This window comes from Cellulosimicrobium sp. Marseille-Q8652, from assembly GCF_965112045.1.
The window spans coordinates 1,511,567-1,527,313 of record NZ_CBCOPS010000002.1; the positions used below are offsets into that span (position 1 = coordinate 1,511,567).

Annotated in this window: 12 protein-coding genes; 4 read left to right on the forward strand and 8 right to left on the reverse strand. The window is 74.2% G+C overall.

What is annotated here, in order from left to right; translation table 11 throughout:
- The first annotated feature begins 24 nt into the window (after positions 1–24).
- Positions 25–2,196 (forward strand): 3-hydroxyacyl-CoA dehydrogenase NAD-binding domain-containing protein, encoded by a 2,172-nt coding sequence (locus ACWPWV_RS16740; RefSeq protein ID WP_454044573.1) that lies wholly within the window; start codon positions 25–27, stop codon positions 2,194–2,196.
- A 66-nt stretch (positions 2,197–2,262) separates the two neighbouring features.
- On the opposite strand, the gene ACWPWV_RS16745 is transcribed toward ACWPWV_RS16740, so the two are convergent.
- Genes ACWPWV_RS16745 through pflB form a run of 6 tightly spaced genes read right to left on the reverse strand, consistent with a single transcriptional unit; the run spans position 2,263 to position 9,135 of the window.
- The gene (locus ACWPWV_RS16745; protein WP_454044047.1) at positions 2,263–3,018 is read right to left on the reverse strand and encodes a PIG-L deacetylase family protein; all 756 of its coding nucleotides are present in this window, start codon (positions 3,016–3,018) and stop codon (positions 2,263–2,265) included.
- 39 nt (positions 3,019–3,057) lie between these two features.
- Positions 3,058–3,351 carry a hypothetical protein gene (locus tag ACWPWV_RS16750; RefSeq protein WP_454044048.1) on the reverse strand — a complete coding sequence of 98 codons (294 nt, stop codon included), beginning with the start codon at positions 3,349–3,351 and terminating at the stop codon, positions 3,058–3,060.
- 31 nt (positions 3,352–3,382) lie between these two features.
- Complete coding sequence (locus ACWPWV_RS16755; RefSeq protein ID WP_454044049.1) at positions 3,383–5,578, reverse strand: DEAD/DEAH box helicase; 2,196 nt, start codon at positions 5,576–5,578, stop codon at positions 3,383–3,385.
- 26 nt (positions 5,579–5,604) lie between these two features.
- Positions 5,605–5,769 (reverse strand): hypothetical protein, encoded by a 165-nt coding sequence (locus ACWPWV_RS16760; RefSeq protein WP_454044050.1) that lies wholly within the window; start codon positions 5,767–5,769, stop codon positions 5,605–5,607.
- A 60-nt stretch (positions 5,770–5,829) separates the two neighbouring features.
- Entirely contained in the window at positions 5,830–6,816 is a 987-nt protein-coding gene (gene pflA / locus ACWPWV_RS16765; protein WP_454044051.1) for a pyruvate formate-lyase-activating protein, read from the reverse strand.
- Positions 6,817–6,843: 27 nt separating this feature from the next.
- Positions 6,844–9,135, reverse strand: a complete 2,292-nt coding sequence (gene pflB, locus ACWPWV_RS16770) for a formate C-acetyltransferase (RefSeq protein WP_454044052.1) — start codon at positions 9,133–9,135, stop codon at positions 6,844–6,846.
- A 346-nt stretch (positions 9,136–9,481) separates the two neighbouring features.
- Here pflB and ACWPWV_RS16775 point away from each other — a divergent pair, with 346 nt between their 5' ends.
- Positions 9,482–10,561, forward strand: coding sequence for a carboxylate-amine ligase (locus ACWPWV_RS16775; protein ID WP_454044053.1), 1,080 nt, complete (start codon positions 9,482–9,484; stop codon positions 10,559–10,561).
- A gap of 7 nt (positions 10,562–10,568) precedes the next feature.
- Here ACWPWV_RS16775 and ACWPWV_RS16780 read toward each other — a convergent pair whose 3' ends face one another.
- Both ACWPWV_RS16780 and dxs read right to left on the reverse strand, forming a co-directional pair.
- Entirely contained in the window at positions 10,569–11,258 is a 690-nt protein-coding gene (locus tag ACWPWV_RS16780) for an HAD family hydrolase (RefSeq protein ID WP_454044054.1), read from the reverse strand.
- A 169-nt stretch (positions 11,259–11,427) separates the two neighbouring features.
- Complete coding sequence (gene dxs, locus ACWPWV_RS16785; RefSeq protein WP_454044055.1) at positions 11,428–13,332, reverse strand: 1-deoxy-D-xylulose-5-phosphate synthase; 1,905 nt, start codon at positions 13,330–13,332, stop codon at positions 11,428–11,430.
- Positions 13,333–13,538: 206 nt separating this feature from the next.
- On the opposite strand from dxs, the gene guaB1 reads away from it, so the two are divergent.
- Both guaB1 and ACWPWV_RS16795 read left to right on the forward strand, forming a co-directional pair.
- Complete coding sequence (guaB1, locus tag ACWPWV_RS16790; RefSeq protein ID WP_454044056.1) at positions 13,539–14,990, forward strand: GMP reductase; 1,452 nt, start codon at positions 13,539–13,541, stop codon at positions 14,988–14,990.
- The gene (locus tag ACWPWV_RS16795) at positions 14,987–15,709 is read left to right on the forward strand and encodes an NUDIX hydrolase (RefSeq protein ID WP_454044057.1); all 723 of its coding nucleotides are present in this window, start codon (positions 14,987–14,989) and stop codon (positions 15,707–15,709) included. Before guaB1 ends, ACWPWV_RS16795 begins: the two co-directional genes overlap by 4 nt.
- Positions 15,710–15,747: the final 38 nt, after the last annotated feature.

Here is a 15,747-nt window from a genome sequence, read left to right on the forward strand (position 1 = left end):
GGCACGACGACCGCCGACCAGACCATCACCCCCGAGCAGTCCGCGCAGGGCGGCGGCGGCTCGGCCCCGGCGCGCGGGGAGCGCGTGACGCACTCCCTCGTGCGCGACGTCGCCCTCCCGGGCGGGACGGGGACGCTCGCCCTCGTCACGCTCGACAACGGCCTCGACCACACCAAGCCCACGACGCTCGGCCCCCAGGGGCTCGCCGAGCTGCGCGCGACGCTCGAGGCCGTCGAGCGCCGCGCGGCCGACGGCGAGATCGTCGCCGTCGCGGTGACGGGCAAGCCGTACTTCCTCGCCGCGGGCGCCGACCTCACGCAGGCGGCGGCCGTCCAGGTCCGCGAGGACGCGCTCGGCCTGGGCCGCGCCGGCCATGCCGCCTACGCGATCCTCCGCGGTCTGCGGGAGAAGACCGGCGTGCCGACGTTCGCGTTCGTCAACGGCGTCGCGCTCGGCGGCGGCCTCGAGATCGCGCTCAACTGCGACTACCGGACCGTCGCGTCCGACGCCGGCGCGCTCGCCCTGCCCGAGGTCGGGCTCGGCCTCGTCCCGGGCTGGGGCGGCGCGTACGTCGTCCCGCGCCTGCTCGGGGTCGAGAAGGCCATGGACGTCATCCTCGCCCGCCCGGCCGCGAACAAGCCGTTCAAGGCGAAGGAGGCCGTCGAGATCGGCCTCGTCGACGCCCTGTTCGACGCACCGGACTTCCTCGAGTCCTCGATCCGCTGGGCCGAGTCGGTGCTGCGCGGGGACGTCGTCGTGGAGCGCCGCGAGCTCGACCCGCAGCCGGTGTGGGACGCGGTCGTCGCCGGGACGCGCCAGCGGCTCGACGCGGTCGTCGCGGGCTCCCGCCCGGCGCCGTACCGCGCGCTGGACCTCATCGCCGCCGCGCGGACCGCCTCGCAGGACGAGGCGTTCGCGGCCGAGGACGAGGCCCTCGCGGACCTCATCATGAGCGACGAGATGCGCGCGAGCGTCTACGCGTTCCAGCTCGTGTCGAAGGGCAAGCGGCCGCAGGGCGCTCCGGACGCGAAGCTCGCGCGGCCCGTGACCCGGGTCGGGATCGTCGGTGCCGGTCTCATGGCGGCACAGATCGCGCTGCTGTTCGCCCAGCGGCTCCAGGTGCCCGTCGTCATGCGCGACCTCGACGCCGAGCGCGTCGAGAAGGGCCTCGCCTCCGTCCGCTCGACCGTCGAGAAGCTGGTCGGCTCGGGACGCATGTCGCGCGACGCCGGGGCCCGGATCGTCGCCAACGTCCACGGCACGACCGAGCTCGGCGACTTCGCGGGCTGCGACGTCGTCATCGAGGCCGTCACGGAGATCCTCGGTCTGAAGAAGAAGGTGTTCGCCGAGCTGGAGGGCGTCGTGGGCGACGAGACGGTGTTCCTCACGAACACGTCCGCGCTGTCGGTGACCGAGATGGCGGCCGACCTGCGGCACCCGGAGCGTGTCGTCGGGATGCACTTCTTCAACCCCGTCGCGCAGATGCCGCTCGTGGAGATCATCCAGGCGGCGAAGACGGACGACGCCGCCCTCGCCACGGCGTTCGCGATGACGAAGAAGCTGCGCAAGACGGCCGTCCTCGTCGCGGACCGCCCGGGCTTCGTCGTCAACCGGCTGCTCATCCTCCTCATGGGCAAGATCGTCGAGGCGGTCGAGAACGGGACGTCGGTCGAGGTCGCGGACCGGGCGGTCGCGCCGCTCGGGCTGCCGATGCCGCCGTTCGCGCTGTTCGACCTCGTCGGTCCCGCGGTGGGCCTGCACGTGCTGACGTCGCTGCGCGAGGACCTCGGCGACCGTTTCCCCGTCTCCCCCGGGCTGCAGCGCATCGTCGACGAGCAGGTCCCCGTCGTGCTCGACGCGCCGAGGGGCCTGCCGAAGCCGGTCGACCCGGCGATCCAGGCGGTGTTCGGCGACGGCACCGCGGGGCGTGAGGGTGTGGTGCTGGACGAGGCCGGCGTGCTCGACTCCGTGCTGACGGCGCTCACGCAGGAGATCGGTCTCATGCTCGACGAGGGCGTCGTGTCCTCGCCGTCGCAGGTCGACCTGTGCATGATCCTCGGCGCGGGCTGGGGCTTCCACCTCGGCGGCATCAGGCCGTACCTCGACCGCACGGGGTACTCGGAGAAGGTCCTCGGTCGGCGGTTCCTGCCCGACGGCGTGGCGAACGTGCCGGCGACCGCACCGGCGCAGGCCTGACCTGACCTCGACCCGCACCCGCACGCTCGGCACCCGGGTGCCGAGCGTGCGGGTCGGCGGACGGCGTCAGTCCCAGGTGAGCCTGACGACCTCGAACGCCGCCGCATGGGTCACCCCGAGGGCCGAACCCGTCGGCCCGGTCATGGACGCCAGGAACTCGGCCGGGTCGAAGTTCTCCCACCCGAGGCCGTCCAGGTAGGCGCGGTGCGCGGCGAGCGAGGCGACGCCCGCGTCGAACGTCGCGCTGACGTCGACGGCGTGCGTCGCCGCCGGCGAGCCCGCGACCCACACCTGGGCGACACCGCCCCACGGCTCGAGCCCCTCGTCCTCGACCTGGTCCCGGAAGATCCAGCGGTTGCCCGCGTCGCGCACGGCGTCGAGCACGGCCCGCCCCGTCGCGACGTGGTCCGCCTGGTTGGGGACGCCGTTGGGGAACGCCTCCCGGTGGTTCCCCGTGATGACGACGTCGGGCCGGTGGCGCCGCACGACCCGGGCGATCTCGCGCCGCAGGGGCACGCCGTGCTCGAGCACGCCGTCGGGCAGGCCGAGGAACTCGACGACGTCGACGCCCACGAGCCGCGCCGACTCCACCTGCTCCGCCTCGCGGACCCCGCGCGCGACGTCGGGGTCCATGCCGTCGATGCCCGCCTCCCCGCTCGTCACCATGCAGTAGACGACGCGCTTGCCCTGCCCGGTCCAGCGCGCGACGGCGGCGGCCGCCCCGAACTCCATGTCGTCCGGGTGCGCGACGACCGCGAGCGCCGTCGACCAGTCCTCGGGCAACGGGGTGAGCGACGGGCGTCCCTGCGCATCGGTGGTCATACGGCCACCGTAGGGCCCGGCACCGCGCAGCGCACCCGCCTACCCGAGCCCGCGGTGCTCCGCCCACCGCCGCGCCGCGGCGGTGGCGCCCTCCTCGATCAGCGCGGCGAGCTCAGGGCGTTCCGGCACACCGAACGAGACGTAGCCGCCCCTGCCGCCGGCGACGGGACGACCGTAGGCCTTGGCCGCCAGGTGGCCGTCCGGGAGGAGGCGGACCGTGATCGTCTGGAGCTCGAAGACCTCGCCGCGCCGCTCGTCGGTCCAGCGCAGGTCGTCGGGGACGGTGACGTTGATCGCGAGGGCGCCCACCTGGACGCCGGAGGTTTCGGGCATGCGCCCATCCTGGCCGACGGCGGGCGTGCCGTCAGCCCGCGGCGGCGTCGTGGGCGGGGGCGTCCTCGACCGACGTGACGCGCGGGTCGACGACGAGCCGCGCTCGCTCCGCCGCGACGATCGTGCGCGCGAGCTCCGGCTCCGACACGTCGACGGCGCCGGCGACCTCCTCCGCGAGAGCGCTGCGCCGCGCGTACGCGTCGAAGAGGCGGGACTTGGTGCCGAGGATCCGCACGAGGTGCTCGTCGACGCTGTCGACCGTGAGGAGCCGGTGCACCTGCACCGTCTCGACCTGGCCCATGCGGTGCGCCCGGGCGACGGCCTGCGCCTCGGTCGTCGGCTTGGTCTGCGGCTCGCAGAGGATGACGACGGAGGCGGCCTGGAGGTTGAGGCCCACTCCCCCGACGTCGATCTGGCTCACGAGCGCGCGCGGGACGGGCGAGGCCGTGAAGTCGTCCACCACGTCCTGCCGGGCCCCGGCCGGGACGGACCCCGTGAGCGGGCCGAGCGCGAGGTCGCCGAGCGCCCGCGCGACGAGGTCGACGACGTCGCGGAAGTACGAGAACACGACGACCTTGCGCCCGTTCTGGGTCGCCTCCGCGACGATCTCCACGAGGCGGCGCACCTTGGCGGAGTCCTCGGGGTGGTCGACCGCGAACGCCGCGCGGCGCATCGCCATGAACGCCCCGTCCGCGACAGCGGCCCCGTACGCCGCGCCGTCGACGGGCCCGAGCTCCTCCCACTCGTCGACCTGGACGAGCTCCGGCAGCTCCTCGAGGACGTCCTCCGCGTTGCGGCGCAGGTAGACCGGCGCGACGGCGCGACGGAACGCCTCGGGACCGGCGGCGCCCGCGGCGGCGTCGAGATCGGCGGCGAGCGCGGGCCGGAGGTAGCCGACGAGCGTGCGGAACTCCTCCACCCGGTTCTCCATCGGCGTGCCCGTGAGGAGCAGCGCGTGCGGCGTCCCGGCGACGAGCGCCGCGACGGCGAGGGACCGCTTCGCCGCGGGGTTCTTCACGTAGTGCGCCTCGTCGACCACGACGACGGCCGGCCCCGCCACGGTGAACGACTCCGGTCCGGCGGCGCGCAGCCCGGCGAACGTCGTGACGGCGACGCCGCCGCGCGTGCGCCACGCCGCCTCCTCCTCCTCGCGCGACGCGCCGTGCAGCGCGTGGACCGCGAGCGCCGAGTGCGCGCGCAGCTCGCGCACCCAGCCCGTCAGGACGCTCGCGGGGCACACGACGACCGCGTGCGTGGCACCGCGCGCGACGAGGTGCGCGATCACCGCGATCGCCTGGACGGTCTTGCCGAGACCCATCTCGTCGCCGAGGACGACGCGTCCCTGCGCCAGCGCGAACCGCGCGCCGAACGCCTGGTACCCGCGCAGCGAGACGTGCAGGAGCGTCTCGTCGAGCGCCTGGGACTGGACGCGCTCGACGAGCTCCGCCGGCAGGTGGCCCTCGGTCGCGGCGAGGTCGCGGCCCGTGGGAGCGACGCCGTCGAGCAGCGCGTAGTACGCGGCCGAGCGGCGCCGGAAGTCCTCCCAGACGTCGTACGGGCGCCCGGGCTCGGCCAGCAGCGCGACCACCCGGTGCGCGTCCTCGGCGAGGCCCGTGGTGCGCGCGTCGTCACCCAGCGCGGCGAGGGTCGCCACGGCGGCGAACGCCCGGCGGCGCCGCTCGCCCCACGCGAAGAACCGGCGCACGCCGCTCGCCGCGACGCGGGCGTCGTCGTGCGCACGGGCGTGCTCGGCGACCGCGCGCCGCGCCTGGTCGCCGTGCCGTGCGACGGCGGCCTCGGCCTGGTCGAGCGTGTGCAGCGCCTGGACGAGCGCGGTCGCGACGGGGTCGGTCGGGGTGAGGTCGATGCGGAACCGCAGGCTCTCGCGCACCGCGCGCGCCACCTGCTCCGCCGCGGCGAGCAGGTGGGTCGCGGTCTGCGGGCCGACGCCCGGGACGCGCTCGAGCCCTCGTCGGCCCCGGCGCGCGACCTCGCCGACCATCGCGACCCCGGCGTCGGTGAGCGTGCCGAGGCGCAGCCGCTCGCGCGTCACGTCGCGCAGCGCCGCCACGTCGACGCCGTCGAGGTGCGCGAGGACCTTCTCCTCACGGCTGTCCCCGAACGCGGCGCGGACGCGCTCGCGCGCCACCGACGGCGCACCGAGGAACCGCTCGAGCAACGCGGCGAGCGCGTCCCCGTCGTCGACGGCCTGCCGCGCCGCTGCCACGTCACGGTGTGGCGGCACGTCCTCGGTCACGTCTGCGGACGCATCACGCGGGGTCCGAGCCGGCCTGCGACGGTCGGCACCTCCTCGATCTCGTCTGCGGCGACCTGGACGACGAGGTCACATGCGTCGTCCTGCGGCATGACGAGCCGCGCAGCCTGCGCCCCGTCGTCGAGGCGCGACGTCATGGCCATGGGAACCTCCGGAGCACGGCGAAGTGATACCGGCACGGTATCAACCACCCGCGGCACGGTTCAGTACGTCGTCAGGCCGTGCGCGCGGAACTGCTCCCGGACCCGCTCCGTGAGCGCGGCCGACGGCGCGGGCGTGTCCTCCAGCGCGTACGTGCGTCCGAGCGCGTCCCACTTGTCGCGGCCCATCTGGTGGAACGGGAGCACCTCGACGCGCGTCACGGTGCCCGGACGGATCGCGTTCAGCGAGGCCGCGTGCTCCGCGACCTTCTCGACGTTCGCGACGTCGTCCGTGAGGCCCGGGACGAGGACGAACCGCACCCACACCTCGGGCGCGTGCCCGTCGAGGCCGCGCTCGGCGACCCGGCGCCCGAACCGCAGCGTGGGACCGAGGTCACGGCTCGTCACGCGGCGGTAGGTCTCCGGGTCGCCCGACTTCACGTCGAGCAGCACGAGGTCCGTGTCGTCGAGCATCGCGTCGGTCGCGTTCGCGCCGAGGAAGCCGGACGTGTCGAGCGCGGTGTGCACGCCCATCTCCTTCGCGCCGCGCAGGACCCGTGCGGCGAACGCGGGCTGCATGAGCACCTCGCCGCCGGAGAGCGTGAGCCCGCCGTGCGTGGCGCGGAACACCGGGAGGTAGCGCCGCACCCGCGCGAGGAGCTCGTCCGCGGTGACGGGCCTGCCGTCCTTCATCGCGAACGTGTCGGGGTTGTGGCAGTACAGGCACCGCAGCGGGCACCCGTTGAGGAAGACCGTGAGCCGCGTCCCCGGGCCGTCGACCGCGGTGACGAGCTCCCAGGAGTGGACCGAGCCGAGCTCGCCCGCACGCATCGCCGCGAGCTTGTCGGCCCGGTCCACGTCCGCGACCGTCAGCCCGTCCAGCCCCGCGCCGGCCCGGCGGGCGTGGCCCGCCGGCGACCCCGTCGTCGCGGGGTCCGCCGCGGCGTCGGGCACCTCGAGGCGCGCGGCGTCGTCGGGCGGCACGCTGCCCTCGGGGACGCCGCAGCCTCGCCCGGTACGGGCGGCGGGGGCGGGAAGGGTGACGGTCATGAGGTCTCCTCGTGGTGCGCGGTGCGGCTACAGCGCGCCGTGGAAGGTGCGCGACAGCACGTCGAGCTGCTGCTCGCGCGTGAGGCGGACGAAGTTCACCGCGTACCCGGACACCCGGATCGTCAGCTGCGGGTACTCCTCCGGGTGCTCCATGGCGTCCAGGAGCGTCTCGCGGTTCAGCACGTTGACGTTCATGTGGTAGCCGTTCGAGCCGACGTAGGCGTCGAGGAGGCCGGCGAGGTTGGTGACCTGCTCCTCCTTCGTGCGCCCGAGTCCGCTCGGCACCACCGTGTTGGTCAGCGAGATGCCGTCCTGCGCCTCGTCGTACGGGAGCTTGGCCACCGAGAGCGCGGAGGCGAGCATGCCGTGCGTGTCGCGCCCGTTCATGGGGTTGGCCCCCGGGGCGAACGGCTCGCCGGCGCGGCGGCCGTCGGGCGTGTTCCCCGTCGCCTTGCCGTACACGACGTTCGAGGTGATCGTCAGGACCGACTGCGTCGGCACCGCGTCGCGGTACGTCGGGTGCGTGCGCACCTTCGCCATGAAGCGCTCGACGAGGTCGACGGCGATCGCGTCGGCCCGGTCGTCGTCGTTGCCGTAGCTGGGGTACTCGCCCTCCGTCACGTAGTCGACGACGAGCCCGCGCTCGTCGCGCACGACCGAGACCTTCGCGTGCTTGATGGCCGAGAGGGAGTCGGCCGCGACCGAGAGCCCGGCGATGCCGCACGCCATGGTCCGCAGCACGTCCTTGTCGTGCAGCGCCATCTCGAGCCGCTCGTACGCGTACTTGTCGTGCGACCAGTGGATGCAGTTGAGCGCCTCGACGTAGGTGGCGGCGAGCCAGTCCATCGTGGCGTCGAACTTCGCCATGACGTCGTCGTAGTCGAGCACGTCGCCCTCGACCGGGGCCGCCACGGGCGAGACCTGCGCGCCGGTGATCTCGTCCCGGCCGCCGTTGATCGCGTACAGGAGCGTCTTGGCGAGGTTCACGCGCGCGCCGAAGAACTGCATCTGCTTGCCGACCCGCATCGGGGACACGCAGCACGCGATCGCCGCGTCGTCGCCCCACGCCGCACGGATGAGCTCGTCCGACTCGTACTGGACGGCGGACGTGTCGATCGACACCTGCGCGCAGAAGTCCTTGAACCCCTGCGGCAGCGCCGGGCTCCAGAAGACGGTCATGTTCGGCTCCGGCGCGGGCCCCAGGTTGTAGAGCGTCTGCAGGAACCGGAACGAGCTCTTCGTGACGAGCGGCCGGCCGTCCTCGCCCATGCCGGCGATCGTCTCGGTCACCCACGTGGGGTCGCCGGAGAAGAGCGCGTCGTACTCAGGCGTGCGCAGGAAGCGCACGATGCGCAGCTTGATGACGAAGTCGTCGACGATCTCCTGCGCCTGCGACTCCGTGATGCGGCCGGCCTCGAGGTCGCGGTCGAGGAACACGTCGAGGAACGTCGACGTGCGGCCCAGCGACATCGCGGCGCCGTTCTGCTCCTTGACGGCGGCGAGATAGGCGAAGTAGAGCCACTGCACGGCCTCGCGGGCGTTCGTCGCCGGTCCCGAGACGTCGTACCCGTAGGACGCGGCCATCGCCTTCAGCTCGCCGAGCGCACGGATCTGCTCGGCGTGCTCCTCGCGCTCGCGCACGACGGCCTCGCTGAACGGGCGCGTGTCGAGCTCGAGCTTGTCGAGCTTCTTCGCCGCGACGAGAGCGTCGACGCCGTACAGCGCGACGCGGCGGTAGTCGCCGATGATCCGGCCGCGCCCGTAGGCGTCCGGCAGCCCGGTGATGACGTGCGAGCTGCGCGCGGCCCGGACGTTCGGCGGGTAGACGTCGAACACGCCCTGGTTGTGCGTCTTGCGGTGCTCGCTGAAGACCTTCTTCAGCGTCTCGTCGACCTCGTAGCCGTAGGTCTTCAGGGCGCCCTCGACCATGCGCCAGCCACCGTTCGGCATGATCGCGCGCCGCAGCGGCGCGTCGGTCTGCAGGCCGACGACGATCTCGTTGTCCCGGTCGATGTAGCCGGGCGCGTGCGCCGTGATGCCCGCGGGGGTGTGCGGGTCGACGTCGTAGACGCCCTTCTCGCGCTCCTCGGGGAACATCGCCGAGAGCGTCGACCAGATGCCGGTCGTGCGCTCCGTGGGGCCCTCGAGGAACGACGCGTCGCCCGTGTAGGGGCGGTAGTTGCGCTGGATGAAGTCACGGACGTCGACGTGGTCGCGCCACGGACCGTCCACGAAGCCCTCCCAGGCGGGGACGCGGGCGTCGTCGGTCTGGGGACGGGTCTCGCCCTCGGTGCGCGGTGCCTCGGAAACGCTGGTCATCGGACCTCCTTCGTGCCTGACGCGCTGGTCGCGCGCCGGCCGGTGCCCGGAAGACCTGCCCGGGCTCCGTCGCCACCTCCAGGCTAGGGAGTGCGAGCGCGTCACGGGGCCGTTCCGGCCCTCCCGAGGACCTAGGTCCCGAGCCGGTCACACCGACGCCGAAGGGCGGGATCTCAACGATCTCGAGGCCTCGAGGCCGATCGATCCGGCCGCTTGTGACCACGTTCACAAGGCTGCCGGGGCGGGAGCCGCCCGTCGTCACGACGACGTCGCCCCGCCGGCTCCCGCCGACGGCGCGGGGACGGCCCGTCCGTGTGACACTTCCGGGGTGACACGGACCGTAGGTGTGGAAGAAGAGTTCCTGCTCGTCGGCGAGGACGGCCAGCCCGTCGCCAAGGCGCAGGAGGCGCTGGAGGCGACCGGCACGTCCGACAAGGGCGGCGGGACCGGCTCGCTGGAGTCGGAGTTCATGGAGGAGCAGCTGGAGACGGCGACGCACCCGCGCACCGAGATGGAGGACCTCGCCAAGGAGATCCGCGCCGGGCGTGCCCGGGCGCAGGACGCGGCCGACCGGGTCGGTGCGCGCGTGGCCGCGCTCTCCACGTCGCCGCTGCCGTTCGAGGGCACCACGGTGGCCCGGCTGCGCTACCTCGAGGCGCGGGCCGCGTTCGGGCTCACCGCGCGCGAGCAGCTCACGAGCGGCTGCCACGTGCACGTCGCGGTGGTGGACGACACCGAGGGCGTCGCGGTCCTCGACCGGATCGGCCCCTGGCTCGCGACCCTGCTCGCGCTGAGCACCAACTCGCCGTACTGGCAGGGCGAGGACAGCGGCTACGCGAGCTTCCGGTCGCAGGTCTGGTCGCGGTGGCCCACGTCGGGGCCCGCCCGCTCGTTCGGGACCCCGGAGGCCTACCACGACGCCGTCGCGTCCCTCGTGGCGACGGGGACGATCCTCGACCAGGCGATGGTGTACTTCGACGCGCGGCTCTCGGCGCGGTACCCGACCGTCGAGATCCGCATCGCCGACGTGTGCCTCGACCCGGACACCGCGACCCTCGTCGCGGCGCTCGCCCGGGGGCTGGTCGAGACGGCGGCGCGCGAGGCGGCGGCGGGCAAGGCCGCGCCCGAGCTGCGCACCGAGCTGCTGCGCACCGCCTCGTGGCGCGCCGGTCGCTCGGGCCTCGCCGAGGACCTCGTCTCGCCGCTCACGTGGCGCCCGGCGCCCGCGCACGACGTCGTGGGGCAGCTCGTCACGCACGTGCGCGAGGCGCTCGTCGACACGGACGACCTCGACACCGTGACCGAGCTGCTCGGCCGGCTCTGGTCGCGCGGGAACGGTGCGGCGCGGCAGCGCGAGTGGTTCGCCGAGTCGGGCGGCGACCTGCGCGTCGTGGTCGAGCGCGCGGTCGGCGTCACGCACTCCTGAGCGGCCGCTAGAGGGGGCCGGGGGTCCCGGGGCCGGTCGCCGCGACCCGGGACGCCGACGCCGCGAGCGCCAGCGTCTCGGTCGTCGTCGCGCCGACGACGTCGGGCTCCGCCCCGCCCGCCCGGGCGTGCCCGTGCGAGACCCACGCCGTGCGCACGCCCGCCGCCCGCCCCGCGGCGACGTCCAGGTGGGCGGCGTCGCCGACCATCCAGACCTCGCGCCGGTCGACGGAGCCGGCACCGACCCGCTCGAGCGCGATCTCGAGCAGGCGCGGGTCCGGCTTGGCGACCCGCTCCTCGTCGGAGACCACCACGTCGTCGACGTGGGGCGCGACGTCGCACCGTGCGATCTTCCCGCGCTGCTGCGCGGACGTGCCGTTCGTCACGACGACGACCCGGTGCCCGGCGGCGCGCAGCGCGTCGAGCGCGGCGAGCACCCCCGGGTACGCCTCGACGTGCTCGAGGATCCCGAGGCGGAAGCGCTCCACGACGGCGGGCAGGTCGTCGGACCACCCGAGCCGGTCGACGATCACGCGCGCGACGTCCGTCTTCGGGGCGTGCCCGCCCTGGTCGGCGGCGACAATCGCTGCGACGTCGGTCGCGTCGCCGCCCGCGTCGGCGACGGCTCCACGCGCCCAGGCGGCGAACGCGAGATCGCGCCCCACGAGGGTGTTGTCCAGGTCGAGGAGCCAGATCATGCGCCGGACCCTAGCGCAGGAGGTCGCCGCCCGGCCGGGCCGTCCGCGCGAGGTCGCTCGCCGGGCGCGAGAGGGGCTCGCCGCAGGACCGGTCTGGCGCCGCCGCGCCGCTCTCGGACACGTCGTGGGCGCCTCGGCGTGCTCAGGACGAGCGGAGCCGCCGCGGGGCTCAGTCGCGACCGAGCGCCGCGAGGCCGTCGAGCACGTCGCGGGCGACGTCGGCGGCCGTGAGCCGGAACGCCGTCGCGACCTGGTCCCGGCTCGCGTGGTCGAGGAACTGCGCGGGCAGCCCGATCGCGTGGACGGGGGTGCGCACGCCGGACTCGAGCGCGCGCTGCGCGAGCAGCGACCCGACGCCGCCGTCGGCGACGCCGTCCTCGACGTGCACGACGAGGTCGTGCTCCCCCGCGAGCTTCACGAGCGCGCTCGGCATCGGCAGGACCCAGGTCGGCGAGGCGACCGTGACGTCCACGCCGTGCGCCGTGAGCGACTCCGCGGCACCGAGCGCGACGCGCGCCATCGAGCCGAGCCCGACGAGCAGCACGCGGCGACGCGGTGCGCCGGTCGGCGACGCGTCCTGCGCGGGCAGCGCGAGCAGGTCCACGCCGTCGACGGTGTCGAGCGCGGGCAGCGCCTCGGAGAGCGCGCCCTTCGGGTAGCGCACGACGGTCGGGGCGTCGTCGACGTCCACGGCCTCGCGCAGCGCCGTCCGCAGGGTCTCCTCGTCGCGCGGCGCCGCAAGGCGCAGGCCGGGGACGATGCGCAGCATCGCCATGTCCCACATGCCGTTGTGGCTCGCGCCGTCGTCGCCGGTGATGCCCGCGCGGTCGAGCACGAAGGTGACGCCCGCCTTGTGCAGCGCGACGTCCATGAGCACCTGGTCGAACGCGCGGTTGAGGAACGTCGCGTAGACGGCGACGACCGGGTGCAGACCGGCGAACGCCATGCCGGCCGCGGACGTCGCGGCGTGCTGCTCCGCGATGCCGACGTCGAACGTGCGCTCCGGGAACGCCTGGGAGAACGGCTTGAGGCCGACGGGCTCGAGCATGGCCGCGGTGATCGCCACGACGTCGGACCGGCGCCGGCCGATCTGGACGATCTCGTCCGCGAAGACGCTCGTCCAGCCGAAGCGCGACGGCGCCACGGGCAGGCCCGTCTCGGGGTGGATCTGGCCGACCGCGTGGAAGCGGTCCGCGACGTCCTGCTCGGCGGGCGAGTACCCGCGGCCCTTCTCGGTGATCGCGTGCACGAGCACGGGCGCGCCGTACGCCTTGGCGCGGCGCAGCGCGTGCTCCATCGCCTCGACGTCGTGGCCGTCGATCGGGCCGACGTACTTGATGCCCAGGTCCTCGAACATGCCCTGCGGCGCGACGACGTCCTTGAGGCCCTTCTTCAGGCCGTGCAGCCACTCGTAGGCGAACCGGCCCGGTGCGCCGGACCGGGTGAGCGTGCGCTTGCCCCACTGGAGGAAGCTCTCGTAGCCGCGGGTCGTGCGCAGCGTCGACAGGTGGTGCGCCATGCCGCCGATGGTCGGGGAGTAGGACCGGCCGTTGTCGTTGACGACGACGATGAGCCGGCGGTCCTGGGACTCGGCGATGTTGTTGAGGGCCTCCCACGCCATGCCGCCCGTCAGCGCGCCGTCGCCGATGACGGCGACGACGTGCCGGTCGGTCAGGCCGCGCACGACGTTCGCCTTCGCGATGCCGTCGCCCCACGAGAGCGCGGTCGAGGCGTGCGAGTTCTCGACGACGTCGTGCTCGGACTCCGCGCGCGACGGGTAGCCCGACAGGCCGTCCTTCTTGCGCAGCGCGGAGAAGTCCTGGCGGCCGGTGAGGAGCTTGTGCACGTAGGACTGGTGGCCCGTGTCGAAGACGAACGTGTCCGTCGGCGACGAGAAGACGCGGTGCATCGCGATCGTCAGCTCGACGACCCCGAGGTTGGGGCCGAGGTGACCGCCCGTGCGCGACACGGAGTCGACGAGGAACTCCCGGATCTCGACGGCGAGGTCACGGGACTGGGCGGGCGTCAGCCGTTGCACGTCCTCAGGGGAGGTGATCGTGCTCAGCAGGCTCATGCAGTGCTCCGTTTCGTTCCCGTCCGACCAGCCCGACAACTCTAGGTGCTGCGCACCGGTGCACCGCGCACCGGTGCGCGGCAGGACGAGACCTTCACGCCATTGACGCACACTCCGTCGCACGGCGCACCGGCGGCGACCTCGTCACGCGTGGAAGAGCAGTTCCGCAGGGCGGACAGCGCGGGCGACCACCGTAGGATGGCCCCATGCGCTTCCTGCCCGGCCAGTCCCCCGCGACCGACCTCACCTACGGCGACGTCTTCCTCGTCCCGTCGCGCTCCGAGGTCACGTCCCGCTTCGACGTCGACCTGTCGTCCACGGACGGCACGGGCACCACGGTCCCGCTCGTCGTCGCGAACATGACCGCGGTCGCGGGCCGCCGCATGGCGGAGACCGTCGCGCGGCGCGGCGGGATCGCGATCCTGCCCCAGGACGTCCCGACCGACGTCGTCGCCGACGTGGTGGCGGACGTGAAGTCCAAGGACCCCGTCATCGAGACGCCGGTCGTCGTCCGCCCGCACGACACGGTCCACACCGCGCTCACGCTCATCGGCAAGCGCGCCCACGGCGCGGCGGTCGTCGTGGACGACGGCCGCCCGGTCGGTGTCGTCACCGAGGCCGACTGCACCGACGTCGACCGGTTCACCCAGGTCCACCAGGTCATGACCGACCACCCGCTCGCGCTCGACGCGTCCGTGCTCGACGGCGGGCGCGCCGGGCTCGAGGCCGCGTTCGAGCAGCTCTACACCGCGCGGCTCAAGGTCGCGCCCGTGACCCGTGACGGCGCGATCGTCGGCGTCCTCACGCGCAAGGGCGCGCTGCGCTCGTCCGTGTACACCCCGGCGCTCGACACCGCGGGCCGCCTGCGCGTCGGTGCGGCGGTCGGCATCAACGGCGACGTCGCGGCCAAGACCAAGGAGCTGCTCGCCGCGGGCGTCGACGTGCTCGTGGTCGACACCGCGCACGGCCACCAGACGAAGATGCTCCAGGCGCTCGACGCCGTGCGGTCCGTCGCGCCGGACGTCCCCGTCGTCGCGGGCAACGTGGTCACCGCCGACGGCGTGCGCGACCTCGTCGCGGCGGGCGCCGACATCGTCAAGGTCGGCGTCGGCCCGGGCGCGATGTGCACGACGCGCATGATGACCGCCGTCGGTCGGCCCCAGTTCTCCGCCGTGCTGGAGTGCGCCGCGGCGGCGCGCGAGCTCGGCAAGCACGTGTGGGCCGACGGCGGGGTCCGGCACCCGCGCGACGTCGCGCTCGCCCTGGCCGCCGGCGCCTCCCAGGTGATGATCGGGTCCTGGTTCGCCGGCACGTACGAGTCCCCGGGCGATCTGCACGACGACGGCACCGGCCGCCTCTACAAGGAGAGCTTCGGCATGGCCTCGGCCCGCGCCGTGGCCGCGCGCACCGCCGGGGGCTCGCCGTTCGAGCGTGCGCGCAAGGGCCTCTACGAGGAGGGCATCAGCTCGGGCCGGATGTTCCTCGACCCGCAGCGTCCCGGCGTCGAGGACCTGCTCGACGAGATCACGTCCGGCCTGCGGTCGTCGTGCACGTACGCGGGTGCGGCGGACCTGCAGCAGTTCGCCGAGCGCGCCGTCGTGGGCATCCAGTCGGCCGCGGGGTACGAGGAGGGTCGCCCGCTCCCGGTGAGCTGGTGACGGACCTCGTGCCCACGACCGACACCCCGGGTCCCGCGGCCTCCGCGCGCGACCAGCTCGCCGCTCTCCCCCGCGACGGCGGCGACTGGCCGTCGCCCTGGCGCGTCGCCGTCGGCTCGCTCGACGAGCGCGCCCGGCCGGCGGCCGTCCTCATGCTCTTCGGCGTGCTCGACGGCGCGCCGTCGGACCACGCGGCGCGCGCCGTCGCGCGCGACCTCGACGTCCTCCTCCTCGCCCGCGCGACGACGCTCGACCACCACCCGGGGCAGGTCGCCTTCCCCGGCGGCCGCGTCGACCCGGGCGACGACGACGCCGTGGACGCCGCGCTGCGCGAGGCCGTCGAGGAGACGGGGCTGGACCGCACCGGCGTCGAGGTGCTCGGGACCCTCGGCACGCTCCCCGTCCCGGTGAGCAACCACCTCGTCACGCCCGTGCTCGGCTGGTGGGCGCGCCCCACGCCCGTGCACGCCGTCGACGACGCCGAGTCGGCCCACGTGTTCCGCGTCCCCGTCGCCGACCTGCTCGACCCGGACCGTCGCCGCACCGTGACGGTGCGCCGGGGACGCACGGTGCACAGGAGCCCGGGCTTCCTCGTGGAGGCCGACGGCCGCCAGCACCTCGTCTGGGGCTTCACCGGCGCACTGCTCGACGCCCTGTTCGACCGGCTCGGCTGGACCGAGCCGTGGGACCGGTCCCGCAGCGTCGACGCCCCGCTCTGAGCCGGCGGGAACCGTCCGTCCACGGACCTTCGGGTAGC